Here is a 26,794-nt window from a genome sequence, read left to right on the forward strand (position 1 = left end):
TATTCAAAAGTGAGGTGGGGATTATTCTTCAATCGGCAGCAATTGCAACGAACCACGACTAAAATCAGCCAGTTTTGCTGAAAAAGCAGCCAGTTCCGCCTGAGGAAGCGCCACGCGTAATTGCACCATTGCCTGATATTCGCTGTGTGCGATGACACCGTTAAACTGCCGCAGCAGCGCTTCAATACCCGATAGCTGGGCGTAATCGCATAATAAAGTATATTCGGTAAGCGGCGTTTTGCGGGTAGTGACCAGCATATTAAGCGCCTGCTGCACGCCCCCGCCATAGGCTTTTACCAGCCCACCGGTGCCTAACAAAATGCCGCCGTAGTAGCGCACCACCACGGCGGTTATTTCGCCCACGCCGCTGCCCATCAGCTGCGAAAGCATGGGCTTACCGGCCGTGCCCGCCGGTTCACCGTCGTCGGAAAACCCCAGCTGTTGTGAATCGTCCGGCGGCCCTGCTACCCACGCCACGCAGTGGTGGCGGGCGTCAGGATGCTCAGCCCGAACGGACTCGACAAACGCCTTTGCCGCCTCTACGCCGTCGGTATGCGCCAGCAGCGTAATAAAGCGGCTTTTCTTGATTTCCTCAACAAAGGTGACCGGTTCAGCCGGTATCAGCCAGCTTTCCATCAGGCCAGCTTCAGGTCTCGCGTCATGTTCTCGATACCGTTTTCATGAACCACAACGTTATCTTCGATGCGAATACCGCCAAACGGCTTCAGCGCGTCAATTTTTTCCCAGTTGAAGTGCTTGCTGAACTGGCCTTCACGCCACGGCGCCAGCAGGGATTCAATAAAGTAGATCCCCGGCTCAATCGTCAGCACCATACGCGGCTCCAGAATACGGGTGCAGCGCAGGTAAGGATATTTAGACGGTGCCGCCAGGTGCGTGCCGGTATCATCCTGCATAAAGCCCGCAACGTCGTGAACCTGCAGGCCCAGCGGGTGGCCGATACCGTGCGGCATGAATGGCCCGGTCAGATCGTTCTCAACCATCGCCTCTTCGCTCATGTCTTTCACAATCTGGTGCTTACGCAGCAGTTTAGCAATGCGCTGATGGAACTGAATGTGGTAATCCACATAGCTGGTTCCCGCCTTCATGGTGCCAATAAGCGCCAGCTGTTCATCGTTCACGTCTTTAATAAGCTGCGCGAAATCGGTATCCGCATTCGCCGCCCAGGTACGGGTCAGATCGGCCGCGTAGCCGTTATATTCTGCCCCTGCGTCCAGCAGGAAGCTGCGCATTTCCGACGGAACATGGTGATCCAGTTTGGTGTAGTGGAGTACAGACGCGTGCTCATTCAGCGCGACGATGTTGCTGTACGGCACGTCGGTATCACGGTGGCCTGTCGCGGTCAGATAAGCCTGATTGATATCGAACTCGCTCATGCCCGACTGGAATGCTTCATGCGCCGCACGGTGACCGTTCACCGCCGTTTTTTGCGCTTCACGCATGCAGTAAAGTTCGTAGTCGGTTTTATACGCGCGGTAATAGTGGAGGTAATCCAGCACCCCTTTCGGGTTGAGTTTGTCTGCCGCAATATCCAGGCCCAATGCACGCTCCGGAACAGGGCCAATATAAGCGATGTTACCACGCGCGGCAGGCAGCTGGCTGCCAATGCCGTCCGCTTTTGGCAGCGCAATGACCTCAATTTCTTCCGTCCAGAAAGAGGTCGGCAGCGGCTCAACGTTGTGCCAGTAATCGACCGGCAGGTAGAACCACAGTTTCGGCTTGTTCACACCATCTACCAGCAGCCAGCAGTTGGGAACCTGCGTCACCGGCACCCAGGCCTTAAACTGTGGGTTCACCTTAAACGGATAAGCGTGGTCATCCAGAAAGGTATTCATTAGCTCGCCGGAGTGGATCAGCAGCGCATCCAGCTTAAAACGGGCCAGTACATCGCGGGTACGTTCCTGTAGGGTAACGATATGATTTTTATAAAGCGAAGCCAGTGAGTCCATCATTATTCCTTTCGTTTTTTGACCTCAAGTCATCGCATCTTAGCACACCTCACTCCGGCTGCGTGATTTCCACCGACCGTGATCAATGCAGCATTTTCTTAATGAGTAATTTGCATTTTATTAACATAAATCCCACACTCCGATTCATCTGGTATGACCAGATCCAATTGCTGGATTCAGGAGACTGACATGCTCTACAAAGGCGACACCCTGTACCTCAACTGGCTGGAAGATGGCATTGCCGAACTGGTGTTCGATGCCCCCGGCTCAGTGAACAAGCTTGATACCGCGACGGTGGCCAGTCTTGGCCAGGCGCTGGATGTTCTTGAAAAACAACCTGAATTAAAAGGGCTGCTGCTGCGTTCGAACAAAGCGGCCTTTATCGTCGGTGCCGATATCACCGAGTTCCTTTCGCTGTTCCTGGTTCCGGAAGAACAGCTGAGCCAGTGGCTGCACTTTGCCAACAGCGTCTTTAATCGTCTGGAAGATCTGCCTGTCCCGACCATTTCCGCCGTTAACGGTTATGCGCTGGGCGGTGGCTGCGAATGCGTGCTGGCGACCGACTACCGCCTGGCGACGCCGGACCTGCGCATCGGCCTGCCGGAAACCAAGCTGGGCATCATGCCGGGCTTTGGCGGCTCCGTACGTATGCCGCGCATGCTGGGTGCCGACAGCGCCCTGGAGATCATTGCCGCAGGTAAAGATGTCGGCGCCGAACAGGCGCAGAAAATTGGCCTGGTCGACGGCGTTGTAAAACCTGAGAAGCTGGTTGAAGGCGCACTCGCCATTCTGCGTCAGGCAATCAACGGCGATCTCGACTGGAGAGCCAAACGTCAGCCGAAGCTGGAACCGTTAAAACTCAGCAAGATTGAAGCCACCATGAGCTTCACTATCGCCAAAGGCATGGTGATGCAGACGGCGGGTAAACACTACCCGGCGCCGATCACGGCGGTGAAAACCATTGAAGCAGCTGCCCGCCTTGGTCGCGATGAAGCGCTGAAGCTCGAAAATCAGAGCTTTGTCCCGCTGGCGCACACCAATGAAGCTCGCGCGCTGGTCGGTATCTTCCTCAACGATCAGTTCGTAAAAGGGAAAGCCAAACAGCTGACTAAAAACGTTGAGACGCCAAAACATGCGGCAGTACTTGGCGCAGGCATTATGGGCGGCGGCATCGCTTACCAGTCCGCCTGGAAAGGCGTGCCGGTAGTGATGAAAGACATCAGCGAGAAATCCCTGACGCTGGGCATGACCGAAGCGGCCAAGCTGCTGAATAAACAGCTGGAACGCGGAAAAATTGACGGGCTGAAGCTCGCAGGCGTGATCTCCACCATCCAGCCCGTGCTGGAATACAGCGGTTTTGATCGTGTCGACGTGGTTGTCGAAGCCGTCGTCGAGAACCCGAAGGTCAAAAAAGCGGTGCTGGCGGAAACGGAAGATAAGGTTCGCCCGGATACCGTGCTGGCCTCTAACACCTCCACCATTCCAATCAGCGAACTGGCGAGCGTGCTGAAGCGTCCGGAAAACTTCTGCGGTATGCACTTCTTCAACCCGGTACATCGTATGCCGCTGGTCGAAGTGATCCGCGGGGAAAAAACCTCTGACGACACCATCGCCAAAGTAGTGGCGTGGGCCAGCAAGATGGGCAAAACCCCGATCGTCGTTAACGACTGTCCTGGCTTCTTCGTCAACCGCGTGCTGTTCCCTTACTTCGCCGGATTCAGCCAGCTGCTGCGCGACGGCGCGGACTTCCGCAAAATCGACAAAGTGATGGAAAAGCAGTTCGGCTGGCCGATGGGCCCGGCGTATCTGCTGGACGTTGTAGGCATTGATACCGCCCACCACGCCCAGGTGGTGATGGCGGCAGGCTTCCCGCAGCGCATGCAGAAAGACTATCGCGACGCCATTGACGCGCTGTTCGACGCTAACCGCTTCGGCCAGAAAAACGGTCTGGGCTTCTGGCGCTATAAAGAAGACAGCAAAGGCAAACCGAAGAAAGAAGAAGATGCCGCGGTGGATAGTCTGCTGGCCGACGTTAGCCAGCCAAAACGCGACTTCACCGACGATGAGATCATCGCCCGCATGATGATCCCGATGATCAACGAAGTGGTGCGCTGCCTCGAAGAAGGCATCATCGCCAGCCCGGCGGAAGCGGATATGGCGCTGGTATACGGCCTGGGCTTCCCTCCGTTCCACGGCGGCGCGTTCCGCTGGCTGGACACGCTCGGCAGCGCTCGCTATCTCGATATGGCTCAGCAATATCAGCACCTTGGCCCGCTTTATGAGGTGCCGGAAGGTCTGCGTAACAAAGCGCGCCATAACGAACCCTACTATCCCGCAGTTGAGCCAGCCCGTCCGGTTGGCGAGCTGAAAACGGCTTAAGGAGTCACAATGGAAAAGGTTGTCATTGTTGATGCGATTCGCACCCCGATGGGCCGTTCAAAAGGCGGCGCGTTCCGTAACGTGCGTGCGGAAGACCTCTCCGCGCACCTGATGCGTAGCCTGCTGGCGCGTAACCCGGCGCTGGATCCGGCTGCGCTGGACGATATCTACTGGGGCTGCGTGCAGCAGACCCTGGAGCAGGGCTTCAACATCGCCCGCAACGCGTCGCTGCTGGCGGAGATCCCGCATTCGGTTCCGGCCGTCACCGTTAACCGCCTGTGCGGTTCATCAATGCAGGCGCTGCACGACGCGGCCCGCATGATCATGACCGGTGATGCGCAGGCCTGCCTGGTGGGCGGCGTCGAGCACATGGGGCACGTGCCGATGAGCCACGGGGTCGATTTCCACCCGGGGATGAGCCGCAACGTGGCGAAAGCCGCGGGGATGATGGGTCTGACCGCCGAGATGCTCTCCCGCCTGCACGGCATCAGCCGCGAAATGCAGGATGCCTTTGCCGCGCGCTCTCACGCTCGCGCCTGGGCCGCCACGCAGTCCGGCGCCTTTAAGAATGAGATCATCCCGACCGGCGGCCACGATGCAGACGGCGTTCTGAAGCAGTTCAGCTACGACGAAGTCATCCGCCCGGAAACCACCGTCGAAGCGCTTTCCACGCTGCGTCCGGCGTTTGACCCCGTCACCGGTACGGTCACAGCAGGGACCTCGTCGGCGCTGTCAGACGGCGCCGCCGCGATGCTGGTGATGAGCGAAAGCCGCGCCCGCGAGCTGGGATTAACGCCTCGCGCTCGGGTACGCTCGATGGCGGTCGTGGGCTGCGATCCGTCGATCATGGGTTACGGCCCGGTTCCGGCTTCTAAGCTAGCGCTGAAAAAAGCGGGATTAACCGCCAGCGACATCGACCTGTTTGAGATGAACGAAGCGTTCGCCGCGCAGATCCTGCCGTGCATTAAGGATCTGGGGCTGATGGAGCAGATCGACGAGAAGATTAACCTCAACGGCGGCGCGATCGCCCTCGGTCACCCGCTGGGCTGCTCCGGGGCGCGTATCAGCACGACGCTGATCAACCTGATGGAACGCAAAGATGCCCAGTTTGGTCTGGCAACGATGTGTATTGGGCTGGGTCAGGGTATCGCGACGGTGTTTGAGAGAGTGTGATAAAAAACCGGGTCGCAAATGCGACCCGGCAGAAGTTTAGTTGCCGTTCTTCCCGCCTGTCAGGGGCGGGTTTTTTATTTAAATGAAGGCAAACGCATCGCCAAACAGGCGGTCTTCACGCGCGTCACGTTCGTTACAGAACAGGTCACGGGCAATTTTCGCCATCTCAAAACGGCCAGCGATATAGATATCGTGACCCGCCAGCGTGCCGTGATCCTGCAGTACCGCCGTCAGCACCGTCCCGCTACGCCCGCGCCAGCCCTCTTCCGGCTGCTCAACCACCGGCTCGATGCGCAGGTTAGGATGGGTGACGCTCAGCGCTTCCAGTTCAGACAGGTCATACAGGTGTTTCTCTTCACGGCCACCCCAGTAGATCGTGATATCACGGTCCGGGTTACGCGCCAGGGCGGTCAACAGAATGGATCGCACGTAGGAGAAGCCTGTACCACCGGCAATCAGGATCAGCGGACGGTCTTCGTCATCGCGCAGCCACGCATCGCCGTGCGGAATATCCACCACGATTTCACGTTCCTTCAGGATCCGATCCATCACCGCCATTGCATACAGGTTAAGCTCTGACGCACCAATATGAAGCTCAATAAATTCCTGCTCCGCTGGCGTGGAGGCCATGGAGAAAGGACGCTTATCACGCTCATCCATCACAACCATCAGGTACTGACCCGCGCGGAAAGAGAATGGCGCTTCTGGCACTAAACGGACGCGATATACGGTGTCGGTGATGGCATCTACCGAGGTCACTTTACAGCTTAAGGTTGTCATTCGCTCTCTCTGTCGGGAAGTCTATAGGGCTTAACGGTCAGCTCAGGGTTTACCGTTATTCATTATGGCCAGCTCGTCCCAGATCGCGTCAATGCGCGCGGTCACAGCAGGATCTTTTTTGATCGGGCGACCCCATTCACGGTCGGTTTCGCCAGGCCATTTATTTGTGGCATCCAGTCCCATCTTTGAGCCAAGACCGGAAACCGGCGAGGCAAAATCCAGATAATCAATCGGCGTGTTTTCGACTAACACGGTATCGCGCGCCGGGTCCATTCGCGTGGTAATGGCCCAGATTACGTCATTCCAGTCGCGGGCGTTAACGTCATCATCGCAGACAATAACAAATTTGGTATACATAAACTGGCGCAGGAAAGACCACACGCCCATCATCACGCGTTTCGCGTGACCAGGATACTGCTTCTTCATCGTGACCACCGCCATGCGATACGAGCATCCTTCAGGCGGCAGATAAAAATCAACAATTTCCGGGAACTGCTTTTGCAGAATCGGTACAAACACTTCGTTCAGCGCCACGCCCAGTACCGCGGGTTCATCCGGTGGACGCCCGGTATACGTAGAGTGATAAATCGCATCTTCACGCTGCGTAATGTGCGTTACGGTGAACACCGGGAAGTTATCCACTTCGTTGTAATAGCCGGTGTGGTCGCCGTAAGGGCCTTCTGGCGCCATTTCACCCGGTTCAATGTAACCTTCCAGCACAATTTCTGCACTGGCCGGGACTTCGAGATCGTTAGAGATACACTTCACAACTTCCGTTTTCGTCCCGCGCAGCAGGCCTGCAAAGGCATATTCCGAGAGCGTATCCGGTACGGGTGTGACGGCCCCCAGAATGGTGGCCGGATCGGCGCCCAGGGCGACAGATACCGGGAAACGTTCACCCGGGTGTGCAGCACACCACTCCTGAAAATCCAGCGCGCCGCCGCGATGCGACAGCCAGCGCATGATGAGCTTATTCTTGCCAATCAACTGCTGGCGGTAAATACCAAGATTCTGGCGTTCTTTGTGCGGGCCACGCGTGACGGTCAGTCCCCAGGTGATCAGCGGCGCAGCATCTTCCGGCCAGCACTGCATGATAGGGATTTTAGTCAAATCAACCGCATCGCCTTCCAGCACCTTCTGCTGGCACGGCGCGCCGCGCAGGCGTTTGGTGGGCATGTTCAGCACCTGCTTAAACTGCGGCAGTTTGTCGAACAGATCGCGGAAGCCTTTCGGCGGCTCCGGCTCTTTCAGGAAGGCCAGCAGCTTACCGACTTCACGCAGCGCCGTGACGTCTTCCTGCCCCATCCCCAGTGCGACGCGACGCGGTGTACCAAACAGGTTGCACAGAACCGGCATTGAGTAACCTTTTGGATTTTCAAACAGTAATGCGGGGCCACCGGCACGCAGGGTGCGGTCAGCAATTTCTGTCATCTCCAGATAAGGATCAACAGGAAGTGTAATACGCTTGAGTTCACCCTGCTTTTCCAGCAGCGTCAGGAAGTCGCGGAGATCGTGGTATTTCATGCAGTTAATCATGGCCTCTCTGTAAGCGCTTCATTATACGGCGTAAGCCTGCTTGATGCTGTAATTTTGTTAAATAAGCGTGAACTTATGCGTTCTGTTCCATTTTCCCCCATTATAATCAACTTAGCGATCCCGCCAGGGTTTTGATATGCTTGCGCCCCGAACTAAGGGAAAGAGTGATTATGCAGGCCTGGTATTTACTGTATTGCAAACGCGGGCAACTTCAGCGCGCGCAGGAACATCTTGAACGTCAGTCTGTAAATTGCCTGACGCCCGTGATCACGCTTGAAAAAATGCAGCGCGGGAAGCGCACAACCGTCAGCGAGCCGTTGTTCCCGAACTACCTCTTCGTGGAGTTCGACCCGGAAGTCATCCACACCACAACCATCAGCGCAACGCGCGGCGTCAGCCACTTCGTTCGTTTTGGTGCCCACCCGGCAACGGTTCCGTCGACGGTTATTCATCAGCTGTCGATTTATCAACAGCCCGAAGGTCTCACCGACCCGGAAACACCCTATACGGGCGATAGCGTCGTGATTACCGAAGGGGCTTTCGAAGGCCTGCAGGCGATTTTTGCCGAGCCGGACGGGGAAGCGCGCTCTATGCTGTTGCTTAATCTGCTGAACAAGCAGGTGCTGCAGAGCGTTAAAAACACCGACTTCCGTAAACTTTAAACATTTATCCCGAACAGCTTACGCACGTTGTCATCCGTCTGTGCCGAAAGCCAGTGCGGATCGTCTCCGCGCCGCTTCGCGACGCTCTCAATAATGTGCCCCAGATAAGCGGGCTCATTTCGTCGCGATGCCGGTTTGGGTTTCATATCGCGCGGCAGGAGATAAGGTGCGTCCGTTTCAAGGAGCAACCGGTCAGCCGGGATCGCTGGCAACAGCTCCCGAAGCTCAAGCCCGCGGCGCTCATCGCAAACCCAGCCGGTAATCCCCAGATAAAGCCCACGCTCCAGGCATTCCAGCGCCTCCTGCCGTGAGCCGGTGAAGCAGTGCAGCACCGCGCCGGGCAGTTTCTCGAGCCACGGTTCAAGCAGAGTCAGAAAACGCTCATGCGCGTCGCGGCAGTGCATAAATACGGGCATTTCAAGCTCTGCCGCTAGCGCAAGCTGGGCAGTGAATGCCTTTTCCTGCTCTTCAGGCGTGGAAAAGTTACGGTTGAAATCGAGGCCGCACTCGCCAATCGCCACCACTTCTGGTGTCTTTGCCAGCCTGCGTAGGGTGTCGCCACTTTCCGCGGTCCACTGGCTGCTGTCGTGAGGATGCACGCCAGCAGTAGACCAACAGCGATCGTATCGTTGCGCCAGCTGCTGCGCCTGCTCGCTCTCATGCAGGTTGGTGCCCGTCAGCAGCAGCCCTTTCACCCCGGCGGCAAACGCACGCGCAACCACCTCATCACGATCTTTCGCAAACTGCGAGCTGGTCAGGTTGAGTCCGATATCAAACATGCAAATCCCCATATAACAACCGCCCTCACGGGCGGCTGGTTTTACTCTTCAGTGGTCTTGTCGGACGTATCGTCTTCGTCATCCGCTCGACGTCCTTTACCCACGTAGAAACGCGAGAAGAAAACGCCGACCTCAAACAGACAGTACATCGGTATGGCCAGCAGCGTCTGCGAGAACACATCCGGCGGCGTTAGCAGCATGCCGACCACGAAGGCGCCCACCAGAATATACGGACGCTTCTTACGCAGGTCATCCGGAGTCGTAACCCCTACCCAGCAAAGCAGTACAATGGCCACCGGCACTTCGAATGCCACGCCAAACGCCATAAACAGCGCCATCACAAAGCTGAGGTAGCTGGCAATATCCGTCGACACCTGGACCCCTTCCGGCGCGGTATGCGTCAGGAAGCCGAAGGCCAGCGGGAAGACAACGAAATAAGCAAACGCCATGCCGATATAGAACAGCAGCGAGCTGGACACCAGCAGCGGGATAACCAGCTTGCGTTCGTGTTTATACAGCGCGGGCGCCACAAACGCCCATACCTGGTAAAGAATGACGGGCGCAGAGGCTATCAACGACACCCAGAAGGTCAGCTTGATGGGGGTAAAGAACGGAGAAGCCACATCCGTCGCAATCATCGTTGCGCCCAGCGGCATCTGCTTAATTAATGGTGCAGAGACAACCTGGTAGATATCGTTGGCGAAATAAACCAGGCATAGAAAAATAACGAAAACTGCAATAATGCAGTTTAACAGGCGCTTACGCAGCTCTATGAGGTGCGTAATCAGCGGTTGAGTATCATCTACTGCCATGTTTACGCTTTATCACTCGACGAGGGGGATGATTCGGAAACGGACGCAGCGGGCTTTACTTCCGCCGTTTTAGTTACCGGTTCTTCCGGCTGCGCCTGTTTTTTCACTTCGGTTTCCTGCGGCGTCTGTTCTGGCGCAGCAGCCTGATGTTCAGCGCTGGCAGGCGTTACGCCCTCGCGCTGCTCCTCGCTGCCCTTCACCACCGGGTTATGGATAGTGTTCGCTTCATCGCTCGCTTTTTCAGGATCGTTGACGCTGTAAGAGCGCTTCATGGATTCCGCCGCTTCACGCAGTTCATCCATTGAGGCTTTCAGTTCCGGCGTCAGATTATCCATGCTCGCCTTCTCGACCTTTTTGAGGCTTTCCTGAAATTCCTGCAGCTTAAGCTCCTGCGCCAGCTCATTCTGAACGGTCGATGCCAGCGATCTCAGCGCACGCACCCAGCCCGCAACGGTTTTCACCGCCACCGGCAGACGCTGCGGCCCCAGCACGATCAGGCCAATCACAAAGACCAGCAGCAGCTCACCAAAACCAATGTCAAACACGACTTATACCTGCTCTTTATCGTGGCGTTTGGCGTCTTCCTTTTTGGCTTCTTCTTGCTTGTCGGAGATGGATTTAGCAGTAAAGTCAGCGTCCTGGCTGGTTTTATCCTGCTTGCTCTCATCATCGCTCATCGCTTTCTTAAAGCCTTTGATAGACGCGCCCAGATCGGAACCAATAGAACCGAGCTTTTTGGTGCCAAACAGCAGCACGACGATGACGGCAATGATCAACAATTGCCAGATACTGATACCACCCATACATGTTCCTCAGGGATAGATGATTAATGAGTCAGGTCGCATTATACGTATGCGACCCATCGATGGCGACGCAAACTCAGCGCGTTTTTCGCCATCCGGCAAGCCAGACTACCACCCCGCCAGCCATCAGCCAGGCTGGCATCATCTGCCAGTCCGGACGGTTGATCAGCAGCAGCGTACCGCTCAGCAGCAGCGTTGCGCCAATCCCAAAGAGATAGCGGGACTGTCCCTGGCGAACACGGCTGGACTGAAGCTCGCGGGCGATTTTATCCATGCTGTGCTGAAGGTTCTTGCTCTGACGCAAACTGTCATAAACCAGTTCGGGAATTTCAGGCATTTTTTCTATCCAGAACGGGCCCTTCTCTTTCAGCGAGCGCACCAGCGCCGGAATGCCAACCTGATCCTTAATCCAGGATTCAAGGAAAGGTTTCGCAGTCTTCCACAAGTCTAACTGAGGATAGAGCTGTCGGCCTACACCCTCAACGTAAAGTAATGTTTTCTGGAGTAAAACTAGCTGTGGCTGAACTTCCATATTAAACCGGCGAGCCGTGTTGAACAGGTTCAACAGTACGTGCCCAAAGGAGATTTCCGCCAGTGGTTTTTCAAAAATCGGTTCACAAACGGTTCGGATCGCAAACTCGAACTCTTCGACGTTAGTGTCCGGCGGCACCCAGCCGGAATCGACGTGCAGCTCGGCCACCTTACGGTAGTCGCGGTTGAAGAACGCGATGAAGTTCTCAGCCAGATACCGCTTATCCTCTTTGTTCAGCGACCCCACAATCCCGCAGTCGATACCGATATATTTCGGGTCCTCAGGGTGTTCGTAGCTTACAAAGATATTGCCCGGATGCATGTCCGCATGGAAAAAGCTGTCGCGGAATACCTGGGTAAAGAAGACCTGTACGCCACGTTCGGCCAGGAGCTTCATGTTTGTTCCCTGCTTCTCCAGGGCTACGACATCCGAAACCGGAATACCGTAGATACGCTCCATCACCATCATGTTCTGGCTGCAGTAGTCAGAATAGACTTCAGGTACATAGAGCATCGGGCTGTTTTCAAAGTTGCGGCGCAGCTGAATGGCGTTTGCCGATTCGCGCAGCAGGTTAAGCTCATCAATCAGCGTTTTTTCATATTCCCGCACCACTTCCAGTGGACGAAGGCGGCGCCCGTCCGGCAGCAAGCGTGGCACCCAGCGCGCCAGACGATAAATCAGCTTCATGTCCGCTTTGATGACTGGCAGGATGTCCGGACGAATAACTTTGATAACGACTTCTTTGCCGTTTTCTTTCAAACGCGCGGTGTGCACCTGCGCGATAGAGGCCGACGCCAGCGGCTGAATATCGAAATCGTCAAACCAGGTTTCGACGGGTACATTTCCCATCGCCTCTTCAATTTGCTTTTTCGCGCGCGCGCCGTCAAAGGGTGCGACGCGGTCCTGAAGCATTGCGAGCTCATCGGCAATGAGAGGCGGGAAGAGGTCGCGGCGGGTCGAGAGCATCTGCCCGAATTTAATCCATACCGGACCGAGTTCCTGCAGCGCCAGGCGCAGACGCTCACCCAGCGGTTGACCTTTGTGGCGATTGGGCATCCAGAACAGCATCCGCCGCCAGATGCGAAGCGGCAGCGTGATGCGCATTTTGGGAATAAGCTCGTCGAGCCCGTAGCTCAAAAAGGTGCGAATAATAAAATAGAGGCGCCGAATTTCACCAGGCGTCATTTGCCCTCCAGTTTTTCCAGCCGTTTGGTAAACGCATCAACCGCGCGTTCAACAGCAGCGGTCTCTTCCGCAAACCATGCAACTTCCAGTGGCCCGGGCGCCATTCGCCACTCCTCAGTCATCACTTCCGCCACATAGCGTTGTTGGCGCTGGAGGCTTTTACGCGCAAAGGAGGCGCCACCATGAAGGGCTTTCCCGATGCCTTCGGCAGCAATGTCGCCGATAAAAGGCGCGAGCAGCTCTGCCGGATCGAACTCCGCCAGATCGGTGAGAGCAACGAAGTTCTGCACGACCTGAATATCGCCTTCCACCTCCAGCTCACCGCTGCGGATAAGCGCCGTTAATTGCTGGCGATCGCGCAGTTTTGGCAGCACGCTCATGTGCGTGATGACCGAGCAGTCAGCTTCACCTTCCCACGCCCCCAGAACGTCAAGCTGGCGTTCGCTGAATACCAGCACAAGCGGCGTCGAGAACTCTTTTAAAACAATACGTAATATCTTCCCGTTTAGCCGCTGACGCGCTGCTTTCAGCGCCGGAGCACGATAGAGAAAGGCATTCAGTACGTTTTCGATACCTGCGGTGACTAAGGGCTTAAAGGGCACGGGACACCTCCACTCAGAACTTGTAACCGCGATGCAGCGCGACGACACCCGCCGTCAGGTTGAAATATTCAACGTTCTCAAATTCTGCATCCTGCATCATGGCTTTTAATGTGTCCTGATCCGGGTGCATACGGATAGATTCCGCCAGATAGCGGTAGCTTTCAGCGTCGTTAGCCACCAGCTCACCGATGCGCGGCAGCACGTGGAAGGAATAGGCGTCGTAAGCTTTGCTCAGCGGCTCAATAATCGGTTTGGAGAATTCAAGCACCAGCAGGCGTCCACCCGGCTTCAGCACGCGGTACATGGAGCGCAGCGCTTTTTCTTTATCGGTCACGTTACGCAGACCGAAGGAGATAGTGATGCAGTCAAAGGTATTGTCCGGGAACGGCAGCGCTTCGGCGTTTGCCTGCACATATTCCACATTCCCCACCACGCCGATGTTACGCAGCTTTTCGCGTCCCATTTTCAGCATGGAGTCATTAATATCGGCGAGAACAACGCGGCCGGTTTCACCCACCAGACGAGAGAATTTCGCGGTTAAATCGCCCGTACCGCCAGCTAAATCCAGCACCGTTTGTCCGCGACGCACGCCGCTACAGTCAATGGTGAAGCGCTTCCACAAGCGATGAATGCCGAACGACATCAGGTCATTCATCACATCGTACTTCGCCGCCACGGAATGAAATACGTGGGCCACCATGTCAGCTTTCTGCGCTTTGGCGACAGTCTGAAAGCCAAAGTGCGTTGTGTCTTGTGAATCGTCAGCCATCTTAGAGCCTGCTTATCAGTAAAATGTTCGTGAAGTGTATCAGATTGGGCGCGTTTGCCCTACGTTTCAACCACCGCGAAAAAAACGCGCTGGAATCTCGTCTGGTGATGAATCCGCCGCTAACGTGTTGTCTTCACTGTTTGTCTTTTGTTCGTTCGCCCCTTCTCGCAGGCGAAACTCGTCGTCCTGGGCGGTGGCCTGCTCGACCAATTCCGGATTAATCTCGCGTTTAACTTCTACCCCCAGGCTGCGGAATGATTCAGCCTGCGCCAGCAGATTGCCACGTCCGGAGGCGAGTTTTTTCATCGCCTGGCGATAGTTATCCTGCGCACGATCCAGGCTTTGCCCGACTGAAGACATGTCGTCCACAAAGAGGCGCATTTTGTCGTACAGCTTGCTGGCACGATCGGCAATCTGCTGCGCGTTGCGACTCTGGTGCTCATAGCGCCACAGGTTCGCAATGGTGCGTAACGCCACCAGCAGCGTGGTGGGGCTGACCAACATAATATTATTTTTGAGCGCTTCGGTTATAAGCTCAGGCTGTCTGTCGAGTGCCAGCAGAAATGCGGGCTCTACCGGAATAAACATCAGGACATAGTCCAGCGAGCGCAGACCCGGCAGCTGCTGGTAGTCTTTTCTGCCGAGCAGGCGAATGTGATTACGCACCGAGGCAATGTGCTCCTGAAGCGCCGATTCGCGGGTGTAGTCATCCTCCGCGTTGAAGTAACGCTCATACGCTACCAGCGTCATCTTGGCGTCAATCACCACATCTTTGCCCTGCGGCAGCCGCACGATCACATCCGGCTGCATGCGCGAGCGGGCATCGTTTTCGATACTCACCTGCGTTTCGTATTCGTACCCTTCCCGAAGGCCTGAAGCTTCCAGGACGCGGGTCAGCACCACTTCTCCCCAGTTGCCCTGGGTTTTGTTATCCCCTTTCAGCGCACGGGTGAGGTTGACCGCCTCCTGCGCCATCTGGGCATTCAGCTGCTGGAGATTGCGAATTTCATGCGCCAGGGTATGCCGCTCGCGGGCTTCCTGACCAAAGCTGTCCTGTACCTGACGGCGGAAGCCGTCCAGCTGTTCACGCAGGGGCGTCAGCAGACTGTTCAGGCTCTGGCGGTTTTGTTCGTCAACGCGGCGGTTGCTGTGCTCAAAAATGCGGTTCGCGAGATTCTCAAACTGTTCGCTGAGACGCTGCTCGCTGTTGATCATCTGGCGGATTTTGTCTTCCGCATGCAGTTGGGTGGATTCAAGGCGTGTGGTCACTTCGCGGAGATCGGCCTCCAGTGACGTGTTGATATCACGCAGGTTGCGCAGCTCGTTGTTGAGCAACTCACACTCATCGCGCCAGTGTTCGCTCAGCGCAAGCTGCTGTTTTATAGCGCTTAAATCTGCGACCATCTCTTCTCGCTCAGCCAGCTGGTCGGCCTTCTGCTGCGCATGCTGGTAGCTGGAAATCAGCCAGCCAATCCCTAAGCTCACCAACGCAATCACCGCGTAAATCAGGATTGAGATATCCACAATGCCCCCTGCATCAACGTATTACCCGCACAAAATAGAATTGTGCTGTATAAACGTCCAGTTTGAAAGGGTTTTCCTGCGAGGCGCTACGCAAAAAATAAAGGCCGAACGTGTCGGCCTTTGATTTAAGAAGAGAGGACTAGATCAGGCGACGCGCTGCTTCCACCACGATTTTCACTGCATGACTTTCGGTCTGCTTCATGGTTTCGGCGTTCGGGATCTCCTGCTGGGTACGGTTGACGATAACGCCCGCCACCATACCGGCACGCAGACCCTGGCTTGCACACATGGTCAGCAGCGTTGCGGATTCCATTTCGTAGTTCATCACACCCATGGACTGCCACTCTTCCATTGAGCCTTTGAAACGGCTAACCACGCGGCCTGAGAAGGTATCGTAACGCTCCTGGCCCGGGTAGAAGGTGTCGGAAGACGCGGTTACGCCCACGTGAGTGGTTGCGCCTACGGATTTCGCAGCTTCAACCAGCGCGGTGGTACATTCGAAATCAGCCACTGCCGGGAATTCCATTGGTGCAAAATGCAGGCTTGCGCCGTCCAAACGGACGGACGCGGTCGTGACCAGAACGTCGCCGACGTTGATATGCGGCTGAATAGCGCCGGTCGTACCGATACGCAGGAAAGTGCGGATGCCCAGCTGCGCCAGCTCTTCAACAGCAATAGACGTAGACGGACCACCGATACCGGTAGAGCACACGATCACCGCTTTGCCATCCAGCTCTGCGCGCCAGGTGGTGAACTCACGATGGGCAGCCAGCTTGACCGGCTTATCCATCAGCGCGGCGATCTTTTCCACACGCTCCGGATCGCCAGGGACGATGGCGAGCGTAGCCCCTTGTAAATCGTTTTTAGTGAGGCCGAGATGAAAAACATCAGACTTAGACATAGGTGACTCCTCTGTGGGTCGGTTAGTCAGAAGAAGTAAAACGGTACTTTACAGAAGCAGTAAGCATATTTTCGTGACGAACCTCACCATGAATAAAAATGGTTACATTGAATTTCCATAAAAAAGTGATTTACATCACATTAACAAGTTATATCGCCAGGTGCTGCACAAAAGATAGACCGTTTAAGGCACTGTGAGTTGTTAACCTGGTGTCTATATTTACCTTTGCGCTAACTCATTGGTACGGAGAATGCCATGACTGAAAAAACCGGTTTTGCACCTGCTGCGGCCCCACATGCTTCAACCATCGTGTCGACTCCAGAAGCGGCAATTACCGCGGGCGAGACCTCTATTCCCTCGCAGGGGGAGAATATGCCTGCTTATCACGCCCGACCAAAATCGGCAGAGGGTCCGCTACCCATCGTGATTGTGATTCAGGAGATATTTGGTGTTCACGAACACATTCGCGACCTCTGCCGCCGGCTGGCGCTGGAAGGGTATCTGGCCGTTGCGCCAGAGCTCTACTTCCGTCAGGGCGATCCGAACGACTACAGTGATATTCCAACATTGCTCAGCAACCTGGTCAGCAAAGTCCCGGACGCGCAGGTGCTGGCCGATCTCGATCATGTCGCCAGCTGGGCGGCGCGCAACGGCGGCGATCCGCATCGTCTGCTGGTCACCGGTTTCTGCTGGGGCGGTCGCATTAGCTGGCTGTATGCCGCGCATAACCCGCAGCTCAAAGCTGCTGTCGCCTGGTACGGCAAACTGGTGGGTGAAAAAACGCTGAATTCGCCTAAACATCCCGTCGATATCGCCACCGAGTTAAATGCCCCCGTGTTAGGGCTTTATGGCGGTCAGGACACCGGTATTTCGCTGGATTCGGTAGAAACCATGCGCCATGCGCTGCGTGCGGCCAATGCGAAGGCGGAGATTGTGGTGTACCCGGATGCCGGGCATGCGTTTAACGCCGATTATCGTCCGAGCTATCACGCGGAATCAGCCAAAGATGGCTGGCAGAGAATGCTGGCGTGGTTTAGCCAGTACGGCGGTAAGAAAGCCTAATAACAATAAGCCCGGAGGCGGTTACGCCTTACCGGGCCATCCAATACCCCTACGCCTGACGCAAATTCTGCGCTGCCTTCACCATGTTCGCCAGCGCTGCGCGGGTTTCAGGCCAGCCGCGGGTTTTCAGTCCGCAGTCCGGGTTTACCCAAAGACGCTCTGCCGGAATACGCTGGGCCGCTTTTTTCAGCAGGGCTTCAATCCACTCCACGCTCGGCACGTTCGGGGAGTGGATGTCGTACACGCCCGGCCCGATTTCGTTCGGGTAGTCGAATTCTTCAAACGACTCCAGCAGCTCCATATCTGAACGCGAGGTCTCAATAGTGATCACGTCGGCGTCCAGCGCGGCAATTGAATCCATGATGTCGTTAAATTCGCAATAACACATGTGGGTGTGGATCTGAGTGTCGTCCTTCGCCACCGCGGCGTTGATGCGGAACGCCTCCACGCCCCACTGCAGGTAGGCGTCCCAGTCGCTGCGGCGCAGCGGCAGACCTTCGCGCAGGGCCGGTTCGTCAATCTGAATAATGCCAATGCCTGCGGCTTCCAGATCCGCCACCTCATCACGCAGCGCCAGGGCGATCTGTTTGGCGATGGTTTCACGGGTCACGTCTTCACGCGGGAAGGACCAGCAAAGAATGGTCACAGGACCGGTGAGCATGCCTTTCACCGGCTTGTCGGTCAGGGACTGGGCGTACTTCGCCCACTCAACCGTGATCGCTTCCGGACGGCTGACGTCACCGATGACCACCGGCGGCTTCACGCATCGGGAGCCATAGCTCTGCACCCAGCCGTTCTGGGTAAAGACGAAGCCGTCCAGGTGCTCGCCAAAGTATTCCACCATGTCATTACGCTCTGCTTCACCGTGCACCAGCACGTCCAGCCCAAGGCGTTCCTGCTCGATAATCGCCTGCTTGATGTGTTCCGCGATCCCGGTGCGGTAGTGATTCGCATCCAGATTGCCCTTTTTAAAGTCCAGACGCAGGCCGCGGATCTCGGTGGTCTGCGGGAAGGAACCAATCGTCGTGGTCGGCCACGCAGGCAGATTGAAGCGGGCGCGCTGGGCTTCGGCGCGCACCTCATACGGGCTCTGGCGCTGGCTGTCCTGGGCGGTGATGGCCGCCAGACGTTTTTCCACCGCCGGGTTATGCACGCGCGCGGAGTGGCGGCGCGCCCGGATCGGGGCGCTCCATTCGGTAATTGCCGCCGTGTCGTCGCTGTTCAGCGCGTCACGCAGCAGGGCCAGCTCTTCACATTTTTGCAGCGCGAAGGCAAACCAGCTCTTTACTTCAGGGTCGAGACGGGTTTCCACGCTCAGGTCGATCGGGCTGTGCAGCAGCGAGCAGGACGAGGCCACCCACAGCTCACGTTTACCGACGATGTCTTTGATTTGTGCGTATTTCTCGGTCAGATCGGCGCGCCAGACGTTACGGCCATTCACCAGACCGGCGGAGAGCAGCCAGTCTGCGGGCAGGCGCTTGTGCAGCTCCGTCACATCATCTTTACCGTGTACAAGGTCTACGTGCAGGCCCTGCACCGGCAGCGCGGTAATCGTGTTCAGGTTCGGCGTCACGCCTTCGAAATAGGTTGTCAGTAGCAGCTTCACCTCCCCGGTGAGCGCGTCATACGCCGGTTTGAAGGCATCGAGCCATTCCTGAGGCAACTCGAGCACCAGCGCCGGTTCGTCGATTTGCACCCACTGAATGCCGCGTTTGCCCAGCTCAATCAGCACCTGTTTGTAGACCGGCAGAATGTCCTTCAGCAGGCTCAGACGATCGAACTGCTCGCCTTTGACTTTCCCCAGCCACAGATAGGTCACTGGCCCCAGCAGCACGGGTTTAACCTGGTGACCCAGCGCCAGCGCTTCGTCCACTTCATCCAGAAGCTGCGTCCAGGTCAGTTTAAACTGCTGACCTTTTACGAACTCCGGCACCATATAGTGATAGTTAGTGTTAAACCACTTAGTCATTTCCGCCGCTGCCGCTGGCTCACCCGTTGGCGCACGGCCACGGCCGATGCGGAACAGGGTATCGATATCTACCGATCCATCTTTGTTCTGATGACGAGCCGGCACGTTGCCAAGCAGCAGGCTGGTCGTCAGAACATGGTCGTACCAGGCGAAATCGCCCACCGGCAGCAGGTCAATGCCCGCCTGCTTCTGCTGATCCCAGTGGCGGGCGCGCAGCTCGCGTCCCACCGCCAGCAGCTCTTCACGCGTGGCGTTACCCGCCCAGTAGCTTTCTTGCGCTTTTTTCAGCTCGCGACGCAGGCCAACGCGAGGGAAACCGAGAGTGTGATTGCGGATTGTCATGGTGTACCCCTTGTGAAATTCGTTATTTAGACGTCCAGATGTTTACACTTCTATAATTGGCAGGTACTGTATATTCCTCAAGCGCAAAATGTTCATGGCGAAGTGAAGGACTTTCATGATCGAGATTAAACACCTGAAAACGCTACAAGCGTTGCGAAACTGCGGTTCGCTCGCGGCTGCTGCGGCCACGCTGCACCAGACACAGTCCGCCCTTTCTCACCAGTTCAGCGATCTGGAACAACGCCTCGGCTTCCGTCTTTTTGTGCGTAAAAGCCAGCCGCTACGCTTTACGCCGCAGGGTGAAATTCTCCTTCAACTGGCGAATCAGGTTCTGCCGCAAATCGCGAGCGCGCTGCAGGCGTGTAACGAACCGCAGCAGACCAAACTGCGTATCGCTATTGAGTGCCACAGCTGTATTCAGTGGCTGACCCCCGCGCTTGAGAACTTCCGCCAGAAGTGGCCGCAGGTGGAGATGGACTTTAAATCCGGCGTGACGTTCGACCCGCAGCCTTCGCTGCAGCAGGGCGAGCTGGATCTGGTCATGACCTCTGACATTCTGCCGCGCAGCGGCCTGCACTATTCGCCGATGTTTGATTATGAGGTGCGCCTGGTGCTGGCGCCGGACCATCCGCTGGCGGCCAAAACGCGCATCACGCCGGAAGACCTGGCGACGGAAACGCTGCTGATTTACCCGGTTCAGCGCAGTCGTCTGGATATCTGGCGTCACTTCCTGCAGCCCGCGGGCATTAGCCCGCAGCTAAAAAGCGTGGATAACACCCTGCTGCTGATTCAGATGGTGGCGGCCAGAATGGGTATCGCGGCGCTGCCGCACTGGGTGGTGGAGAGCTTTGAACGCCAGGGTCTGGTGGTGACCAAAACCCTGGGAGAAGGACTGTGGAGCCGGCTGTACGCTGCCGTGCGCGATGGCGAGCAGCGTCAGCCGATTACGGAGGCGTTTATTCGCTCAGCGCGGAACCACGCGTGCGATCATCTTCCGTTTGTGCGGAGCGCGGAGCGACCCATCGGCGATGGACCCACAGCGAAGCCAGGATCACCGCTCCCCCAATAAGGAAGCTCGGCCAGTGCGGCTGTTGCTGCCAGATAGCGAGGTTGACCAGCAGCCCTGCCGGGACATGCACGTTGTTCATGATCCCCAGCGTACCGGCGTCGACCTGAGTCGCGCCGTAGTTCCACATGAAGTACCCCAACCCGGAAGCCACGACGCCCAGCCAGATCAGCACGCCCCACTGCACGGACGTAGTCGGCAACTTTTGCGGGTTACCGAGCATAAACCACGCCGCTACCGCGACAATCGCGGCGCCCATATAAAACCATGCGAACGCGTTATGCTGCGGCATCGGACGGGTTTCCATCAGGCGTTTGTAGCCCACCATGCCGATAGCGAAACTGATGTTGGCGAGCTGGACGAACATCAGCCCGGTCCAGAAGTGATCGCTTACTTTGTCGTAGCGAATAATCGCCGCGCCAATCACCGCCAGCGCCGCGCTCAGCAGGTATCCCCAGCGCAGACGGCGTTTACTCAGCAGATCGTAAATCAGCGTGATGTAGAGCGGCGTCAGCACGGTAAAGAGCAGGAATTCCGAGACGGACAGATAGACGTAAGCCCGGAAGCTGAACAAATACATGATGCCGAGCTGCATCGCCCCCACCAGCATATACAGCACAATCGTTTTCAGCGACTGTCCGCGCGTGCGCAGAAACGGCAGGAACACCAGTGCCGCCAGCCCCACACGCATCAGCACCGAGAAGTAACTGTCGACCGAACCGGCAAGGTATTCGCCAATCAGGCTAAAGGAGAAGGCCCACAGGATAGTGGTGATAATGAGTAGCGCCACAATGCTTGTCTCTCAGAAAGAAGGAGAGGCATTGTAGCGAACTCTTTAGTTGACAACTGAGCAATAAACAATCAAGTGAAGATTATTCAAGGAACAGCTTGCGCAGATACTTCGGTACCGCGTTGTCAGCGTTAGAACCAATGACTTCCAGTTCAGGGTGGAGATCCTTCAGACGCTGGTGCGCGTTCTGCATGATGCAGCCCTTGCCTGCCATTGAAAGCATCTCGGCGTCGTTCATGCCGTCACCGAAGGCGATACAGTCTTTGAGCCCGAAGCCCAGGCGTTTCGCAACCGCTTCCAGCGCGTGACCTTTGGAGACGCCACCCGCCATCACTTCAAGACAGGTCAGGGTTGAGAAGCTTACGTTGACGCGATCGCCCCAGCGAGCGTTGATCGCCTGTTCCAGCGGGAGCAGCTCTTCGTGGCTGTCGCAGGTGAAGAACACCTTGCTGATCCCTTCCGGCTCCAGCAGGCCCGGTTCGTAAAGGGAGTAGTTGAATACCGCTTCCTTGAAGAAACGCATTTCATCCGGGCGGTGGCGGTTCATAAACCAGTCGTCGTCGCGGTAAACGTTAGTGACGATAGCCGGGTTGTTATGCACCACGCCAAACAGATCGGCGGCAATATCGCGATCCAGGTTGTGGGTAAAGATCAGGTTGCCGTCGGTATCATGCACGCGCGCACCGTTGGAGGTGATCATGTACGATTTGATCTCGAGATTATCGCGGATCTGCCCCACGTCGACGTGGTGGCGGCCGGTAGCGAACACAAAGTTCACACCACGTGCAGTCAGGAGTTTTAAGGTCTCTTTCGCGTAAGGCGACAGGGTGTGGTCGGGGGAAAGCAGCGTGCCATCTAAATCAGATGCAACAACCTGGTACATAGGGATTTCAACCTCTGGTGGAAAACAAAAATCAATTATGCCTGTTGAAAAATTCAACAATGGCGTTGAGCGCGACTGAGCGCATAGCGTCCTTTTCAAAAAGGATCTCATGGAACGCGCCGTTAATGACCAGCGGTTTACCCCCTTCACAAGGGTGACCGGCTGCAGCGCGCAGTTCACAATAGCGGTCATGCATGCGGTTATCCACCACACGCTCTTCTTCCGCCTGAATCAGAAGCGTCGGCGTATCATCATCGCCTACGCCCGCCAGCACCTGCTCACCGGCCATAATACCCTCCCGCACCCAGTGCCAGGTCGGGCCGCCGACGCGTAAGCGCGGTTCATCGGCATAGAAGCGCAGGTTGCGGCGATAACGCTGCCGGCTGTGGGTTAAGACGTTGATGGCGAACGGCAGCGCGCGCCAGCGTCCTGTACCTATGGCGTAACCTTCACGAATGCGCTGATGGCCCTCAGCCCAGTCAAGAAGATGGCGCACCATCCAGTCAGGAAAACGGATAACGATACCGTACATCGGCGCGGTCAGCGCAATGGCATCGCACTGGTGTTCATAACGCTGCAAAAACAGCGTCGAAATGGCGCCGCCCATGGAGTGCGCAAGGATATACCGCTTGCGCCAAGGCCCGGGCTGAACGTCCTGCTGCCAGAACGCGGCAAAATCGTCGACGTAATCGCTGAAGCGATCGACGTGCCCACGGTGCGTGTCCGGAAGCATACGTCCGGACAGCCCCTGCCCACGATGGTCGATGATCAGTACATCGAACCCCATATGGACCAGGTCGTAGGCCAGCTCAGCGTATTTAACGTAGCTTTCAATACGCCCAGGGCAGACCACTATCACCCGGTCATTTTTTTCATTTCGGAAACGAACGAAACGCACCGGGATGCCCCCGACGCCCGTAAACTCATCTTCCTCACGCTGCCGCCAGAAATCGGTCAGCGGCCCCATAGAGAAAGCAGCAAAAGCGTTTTCTCGTGTTTCCCAGTCCTTTTTCTGCTGAAACATTGGGTTTCCACTCACGTAATCCAGGGAATATCGTTTTTTTCGTCACCGGTCACAAAATGACTCAATAATAGCGTATTGTGGCATAAAAATAGACGGTTCGGGAGTTTCAAATGACCTTCGAGTGGTGGTTCGCCTACCTGCTGACATCCATTATCCTCAGCCTTTCTCCGGGTTCGGGTGCTATTAACACCATGACTACCTCAATCAACCACGGTTACCGCGGTGCGGTGGCATCCATTGCCGGACTGCAGGCCGGGCTGGGCATTCATATTGTGCTGGTTGGGATTGGTCTGGGGACACTTTTCTCCCGCTCGGTGCTGGCGTTTGAAGTGCTGAAATGGGCCGGGGCAGCCTATCTGATTTGGCTCGGCATCCAGCAGTGGCGCGCGGCAGGTTCCATCAACCTGAATACTCTCGCGCAGACGCAAAACCGCGGTCATCTGTTTAAGCGAGCGGTGTTCGTCAACCTGACCAACCCGAAGAGCATCGTTTTCCTCGCCGCGCTGTTCCCGCAGTTTATCGTTCCGCATCAGCCGCAGGTGATGCAGTACGTGGTGCTGGGCGCGACCACCATTATCGTCGATATCATCGTGATGATTGGTTACGCGACGCTGGCGCAGCGAATTGCAGCGTGGATTAAAGGGCCTAAGCAGATGAAGGCCCTGAATAAAGTCTTTGGCTCGCTGTTTATGCTGGTTGGCGCGCTGCTTGCGTCAGCGCGTCATGCTTAGCGAGAAATGATGAGATGAATGCCGAAGCCGGCGAACAGCGCGCCGGCGCAGCCGTCAATCCACTTCGCGATACGCTGGTAGCCGCGGCGCATCGCCGGTAAGGCGAACAGGCTGGCCACGATAGTAAACCAGGCAAAGGTTTCAACGACGATCAGCAGGAAGATGCCCCAGCGTGCGCCCGCACCGACGCTATCGCCGACAAACAGCGAGAACACGGAGCCGAAATAGATAATCGCTTTTGGGTTCGCCAGATTAGTCAGCAACCCTTTTACAAAGCTGCGACCGCCCGTTGCCAGCTCCACCTTTGGCTCTTCCGGTTTTTTCTCTTCTTTCTTCAGCGCCCCGCGCAGCATCTGGTAGCCCATCCAGCACAGGTACAGCCCGCCGCCGACCATAATGATGTTATGCAGCCAGGCCATCTTCGCCAGGATCAGGTTCAGACCGAGCAGCGCAACGGCCGCCCAGACCATAACGCCCATGGTGATACCGAGCACGCCCATCATCGCCTCTTTTCGGGAGCGGCTGACGGCCGTTTGTGACACGAAGAAAAAGTCCGGGCCGGGGCTCATCAGCGCAACGATGTGCACTAATGCCACGGTGAGAAATAGCATTAACATAACTAGCTCGCGGGGAAATAATTTAGTGAGTCATCATCCTGGCACTTTTTCGCCCGGCTGACTACTCTTCATCGTCGCCGTCGGCGTGAGAGCGGATGAGCGCCATAAACTCTTTACCGAAGCGCTCCAGCTTGCGCGTCCCCACGCCGTTGACGCTGAGCATCTCGCTGGCGCTAAGCGGCATCTGCTCGGCCATCTCAATCAGCGTCGCGTCGTTGAACACCACGTAAGGCGGGATGTTTTCTTCGTCGGCGATGGCCTTACGCAGCTTGCGCAGTTTGGCGAACAGCTTGCGGTCGTAGTTGCCGCCGTAGGATTTCTGCATCACGCGTGGCTTCAGGGCGATGACGCGCGGCACGGCGAGCTTGAGCTCAACGTCACCGCGCAGAACCGGGCGCGCCGCTTCGGTCAGCTGCAGGGCGGAGTGCTGGGCAATGTTCTGCGTGGCGAAGCCGAGGTGGATTAGCTGGCGAATAATACTCACCCAGTGTTCGTGGCTCTGGTCCTTGCCAATACCGTAGACAGGCAGCTTGTCGTGGCCCATATCGCGGATACGCTGGTTATTGGCACCGCGCAGCACCTCCACCACGTAGCCCATCCCGAAGCGTTGATTCACACGGTAAATGGTCGAGAGCGCCTTACGCGCGTCCATCAGGCCATCGTACTGCTTCGGCGGGTCGAGGCAGATATCGCAGTTGCCGCACGGCTCCTGGCGCCCTTCACCAAAGTAGTTGAGCAGAACCAGACGACGGCAGGTTTGCGCTTCGGCAAACGCGCCCATCGCGTTGAGCTTGTGGCGCTCGATATCCTGCAGCTGTCCCTGCGGCTTCTCTTCCAGACAGCGGCGCAGCCACGCCATATCGGCCGGATCGTAAAACAGCATCGCTTCCGCAGGCAGGCCGTCACGCCCGGCGCGGCCGGTTTCCTGATAGTAGGATTCGATATTGCGCGGAATGTCGAAATGCACCACAAAGCGCACGTTGGGCTTGTTGATCCCCATCCCAAACGCTACCGTCGCGACCACGATCTGCAGGTCATCGCGCTGGAATTTTTCCTGCACGTCGGCGCGGATGTGGTTCTCTAATCCGGCGTGATAGGCGGCGGCGCTAAAGCCGCGGTTTTGCAGACGCGCGGCGGTGTCTTCCACCTTCGCACGGCTGTTGCAGTAGATGATGCCGGACTTGCCGCGCTGCTCCTGGACGTAGCGCAGGAGCTGATCCAGCGGCTTGAACTTTTCCATCAGCATATAGCGGATGTTTGGGCGATCGAAGCTGCTGACCTGGATATAGGGGTCGTTCAGCCCGAGCAGGCGAACGATATCCAGCCGCGTGGTGTCATCCGCCGTGGCGGTAAGCGCCATAAACGGCAGCTCGGGGAAGCGCTGACGCAGCTGGCCGAGGGCGGCGTATTCCGGGCGGAAATCGTGTCCCCACTGGGAGATACAGTGCGCTTCATCCACCGCCAGCAGGACCGGGTTCCAGTGCGCCAGGTGGTCGAGGAAGTTATCCAGCATCAGGCGTTCCGGCGCGATATACAGCAGGCGGATCTGCCCGGTGCGGCACCCGGCCATGACCTCTTGCTGCTGCTCCCGGGTTTGGGTCGAGTTGAGACAGGCCGCCGCCACGCCGTTGGCGAGCAGCTGGTCAACCTGGTCTTTCATCAGAGAAATGAGGGGGGATACCACGACCGTCAGGCCGTTAAGCACCAGCGCGGGCACCTGATAACAGAGGGACTTGCCGCCACCGGTAGGCATCACCACCAGGCAATCACGACCTTCCAGCACCGTTTCAATGATGGTTTCCTGGCCAGGGCGGAACTGCTGGTAGCCAAAGGTTTCATGCAAAACCTGTTTAGCCAGCGACTCCTGATTCAATACTTCCGCCTGCGCCACGTTAACCCCATATGC

At 56.7% G+C, this 26,794-nt stretch carries 25 protein-coding genes; 6 read left to right on the top strand and 19 right to left on the bottom strand.

Annotated elements, in window-relative coordinates; translation table 11 throughout:
* Positions 1-21: 21 nt before the first annotated feature.
* Entirely contained in the window at positions 22-636 is a 615-nt protein-coding gene (locus tag FOY93_RS21350; protein WP_024908007.1) for an IMPACT family protein, read from the bottom strand.
* Positions 636-1,967 carry a Xaa-Pro dipeptidase gene (gene pepQ, locus FOY93_RS21355; protein ID WP_111963551.1) on the bottom strand — a complete coding sequence of 444 codons (1,332 nt, stop codon included), beginning with the start codon at positions 1,965-1,967 and terminating at the stop codon, positions 636-638. Before pepQ ends, FOY93_RS21350 begins: the two co-directional genes overlap by 1 nt.
* 189 nt (positions 1,968-2,156) lie before the next feature.
* Between pepQ and fadB the strand changes: the two genes are divergently transcribed.
* Together fadB and fadA are read left to right on the top strand one after the other, a co-directional pair.
* On the top strand, positions 2,157-4,346 hold the full coding sequence (fadB, locus tag FOY93_RS21360; protein WP_143345645.1) for a fatty acid oxidation complex subunit alpha FadB: 2,190 nt from the start codon (positions 2,157-2,159) through the stop codon (positions 4,344-4,346).
* A 9-nt stretch (positions 4,347-4,355) separates the two neighbouring features.
* Positions 4,356-5,519, top strand: a complete 1,164-nt coding sequence (gene fadA, locus FOY93_RS21365) for an acetyl-CoA C-acyltransferase FadA (RefSeq protein ID WP_008501515.1) — start codon at positions 4,356-4,358, stop codon at positions 5,517-5,519.
* A gap of 78 nt (positions 5,520-5,597) precedes the next feature.
* On the opposite strand, the gene fre is transcribed toward fadA, so the two are convergent.
* Together fre and ubiD are read right to left on the bottom strand one after the other, a co-directional pair.
* Positions 5,598-6,299 carry an NAD(P)H-flavin reductase gene (fre, locus tag FOY93_RS21370; RefSeq protein ID WP_008501516.1) on the bottom strand — a complete coding sequence of 234 codons (702 nt, stop codon included), beginning with the start codon at positions 6,297-6,299 and terminating at the stop codon, positions 5,598-5,600.
* Positions 6,300-6,341: 42 nt separating this feature from the next.
* Positions 6,342-7,835: a 4-hydroxy-3-polyprenylbenzoate decarboxylase gene (ubiD, locus tag FOY93_RS21375; RefSeq protein WP_133295312.1), complete on the bottom strand. Its 1,494-nt coding sequence runs from the start codon at positions 7,833-7,835 to the stop codon at positions 6,342-6,344.
* A gap of 170 nt (positions 7,836-8,005) precedes the next feature.
* On the opposite strand from ubiD, the gene rfaH reads away from it, so the two are divergent.
* A complete protein-coding gene (gene rfaH / locus FOY93_RS21380; RefSeq protein WP_111963548.1) occupies positions 8,006-8,497 on the top strand; it encodes a transcription/translation regulatory transformer protein RfaH in 492 nt (163 codons plus the stop codon).
* On the opposite strand, the gene tatD is transcribed toward rfaH, so the two are convergent.
* The 9 genes from tatD to udp all read right to left on the bottom strand — a co-directional run bounded on the left by tatD (position 8,494) and on the right by udp (position 16,404).
* Positions 8,494-9,276 (bottom strand): 3'-5' ssDNA/RNA exonuclease TatD, encoded by a 783-nt coding sequence (tatD, locus tag FOY93_RS21385; RefSeq protein WP_133295313.1) that lies wholly within the window; start codon positions 9,274-9,276, stop codon positions 8,494-8,496. The genes rfaH and tatD overlap by 4 nt on opposite strands.
* A gap of 41 nt (positions 9,277-9,317) precedes the next feature.
* Positions 9,318-10,088, bottom strand: coding sequence for a Sec-independent protein translocase subunit TatC (tatC, locus tag FOY93_RS21390; protein WP_115877026.1), 771 nt, complete (start codon positions 10,086-10,088; stop codon positions 9,318-9,320).
* Between the two features lie 2 nt (positions 10,089-10,090).
* Complete coding sequence (gene tatB, locus FOY93_RS21395; protein WP_143345646.1) at positions 10,091-10,633, bottom strand: Sec-independent protein translocase protein TatB; 543 nt, start codon at positions 10,631-10,633, stop codon at positions 10,091-10,093.
* A gap of 3 nt (positions 10,634-10,636) precedes the next feature.
* Positions 10,637-10,891, bottom strand: coding sequence for a Sec-independent protein translocase subunit TatA (gene tatA / locus FOY93_RS21400; protein ID WP_020882874.1), 255 nt, complete (start codon positions 10,889-10,891; stop codon positions 10,637-10,639).
* Positions 10,892-10,967: 76 nt separating this feature from the next.
* Positions 10,968-12,608 (bottom strand): ubiquinone biosynthesis regulatory protein kinase UbiB, encoded by a 1,641-nt coding sequence (gene ubiB / locus FOY93_RS21405; protein WP_111963544.1) that lies wholly within the window; start codon positions 12,606-12,608, stop codon positions 10,968-10,970.
* Positions 12,605-13,210 carry a ubiquinone biosynthesis protein UbiJ gene (gene ubiJ, locus FOY93_RS21410; RefSeq protein ID WP_126304516.1) on the bottom strand — a complete coding sequence of 202 codons (606 nt, stop codon included), beginning with the start codon at positions 13,208-13,210 and terminating at the stop codon, positions 12,605-12,607. Before ubiJ ends, ubiB begins: the two co-directional genes overlap by 4 nt.
* Before the next feature lie 13 nt (positions 13,211-13,223).
* Positions 13,224-13,979, bottom strand: a complete 756-nt coding sequence (gene ubiE, locus FOY93_RS21415; protein WP_023309612.1) for a bifunctional demethylmenaquinone methyltransferase/2-methoxy-6-polyprenyl-1,4-benzoquinol methylase UbiE — start codon at positions 13,977-13,979, stop codon at positions 13,224-13,226.
* 66 nt (positions 13,980-14,045) lie between these two features.
* A complete protein-coding gene (gene rmuC, locus FOY93_RS21420; protein ID WP_136196055.1) occupies positions 14,046-15,503 on the bottom strand; it encodes a DNA recombination protein RmuC in 1,458 nt (485 codons plus the stop codon).
* A 139-nt stretch (positions 15,504-15,642) separates the two neighbouring features.
* Complete coding sequence (gene udp / locus FOY93_RS21425) at positions 15,643-16,404, bottom strand: uridine phosphorylase (protein ID WP_003860792.1); 762 nt, start codon at positions 16,402-16,404, stop codon at positions 15,643-15,645.
* Positions 16,405-16,659: 255 nt separating this feature from the next.
* On the opposite strand from udp, the gene FOY93_RS21430 reads away from it, so the two are divergent.
* Entirely contained in the window at positions 16,660-17,466 is an 807-nt protein-coding gene (locus FOY93_RS21430) for a dienelactone hydrolase family protein (protein ID WP_115877022.1), read from the top strand.
* A gap of 49 nt (positions 17,467-17,515) precedes the next feature.
* On the opposite strand, the gene metE is transcribed toward FOY93_RS21430, so the two are convergent.
* Positions 17,516-19,777 carry a 5-methyltetrahydropteroyltriglutamate--homocysteine S-methyltransferase gene (gene metE, locus FOY93_RS21435; protein ID WP_143345647.1) on the bottom strand — a complete coding sequence of 754 codons (2,262 nt, stop codon included), beginning with the start codon at positions 19,775-19,777 and terminating at the stop codon, positions 17,516-17,518.
* Between the two features lie 115 nt (positions 19,778-19,892).
* On the opposite strand from metE, the gene metR reads away from it, so the two are divergent.
* Positions 19,893-20,846, top strand: a complete 954-nt coding sequence (gene metR / locus FOY93_RS21440; protein ID WP_045357166.1) for an HTH-type transcriptional regulator MetR — start codon at positions 19,893-19,895, stop codon at positions 20,844-20,846.
* On the opposite strand, the gene FOY93_RS21445 is transcribed toward metR, so the two are convergent.
* The 3 genes from FOY93_RS21445 to pldB form a co-directional block, all read right to left on the bottom strand.
* On the bottom strand, positions 20,734-21,633 hold the full coding sequence (locus FOY93_RS21445; protein WP_133295315.1) for a carboxylate/amino acid/amine transporter: 900 nt from the start codon (positions 21,631-21,633) through the stop codon (positions 20,734-20,736). The genes metR and FOY93_RS21445 overlap by 113 nt on opposite strands.
* A gap of 82 nt (positions 21,634-21,715) precedes the next feature.
* Positions 21,716-22,516 (bottom strand): sugar/pyridoxal phosphate phosphatase YigL, encoded by an 801-nt coding sequence (gene yigL, locus FOY93_RS21450; RefSeq protein ID WP_029741831.1) that lies wholly within the window; start codon positions 22,514-22,516, stop codon positions 21,716-21,718.
* A 31-nt stretch (positions 22,517-22,547) separates the two neighbouring features.
* The gene (gene pldB, locus FOY93_RS21455; protein ID WP_111963538.1) at positions 22,548-23,540 is read right to left on the bottom strand and encodes a lysophospholipase L2; all 993 of its coding nucleotides are present in this window, start codon (positions 23,538-23,540) and stop codon (positions 22,548-22,550) included.
* Positions 23,541-23,650: 110 nt separating this feature from the next.
* Here pldB and rhtB point away from each other — a divergent pair, with 110 nt between their 5' ends.
* Positions 23,651-24,271 (top strand): homoserine/homoserine lactone efflux protein, encoded by a 621-nt coding sequence (rhtB, locus tag FOY93_RS21460; RefSeq protein WP_111963537.1) that lies wholly within the window; start codon positions 23,651-23,653, stop codon positions 24,269-24,271.
* Here the strand turns inward: rhtB and rhtC are convergent.
* Positions 24,268-24,888 carry a threonine export protein RhtC gene (rhtC, locus tag FOY93_RS21465; protein WP_111963536.1) on the bottom strand — a complete coding sequence of 207 codons (621 nt, stop codon included), beginning with the start codon at positions 24,886-24,888 and terminating at the stop codon, positions 24,268-24,270. The genes rhtB and rhtC overlap by 4 nt on opposite strands.
* A gap of 61 nt (positions 24,889-24,949) precedes the next feature.
* Positions 24,950-26,779: an ATP-dependent DNA helicase RecQ gene (recQ, locus tag FOY93_RS21470; protein ID WP_047345452.1), complete on the bottom strand. Its 1,830-nt coding sequence runs from the start codon at positions 26,777-26,779 to the stop codon at positions 24,950-24,952.
* Positions 26,780-26,794: the final 15 nt, after the last annotated feature.

It is taken from the genome of Enterobacter sp. 18A13, from assembly GCF_007035975.1.
Lineage (GTDB): Bacteria > Pseudomonadota > Gammaproteobacteria > Enterobacterales > Enterobacteriaceae > Enterobacter > Enterobacter vonholyi.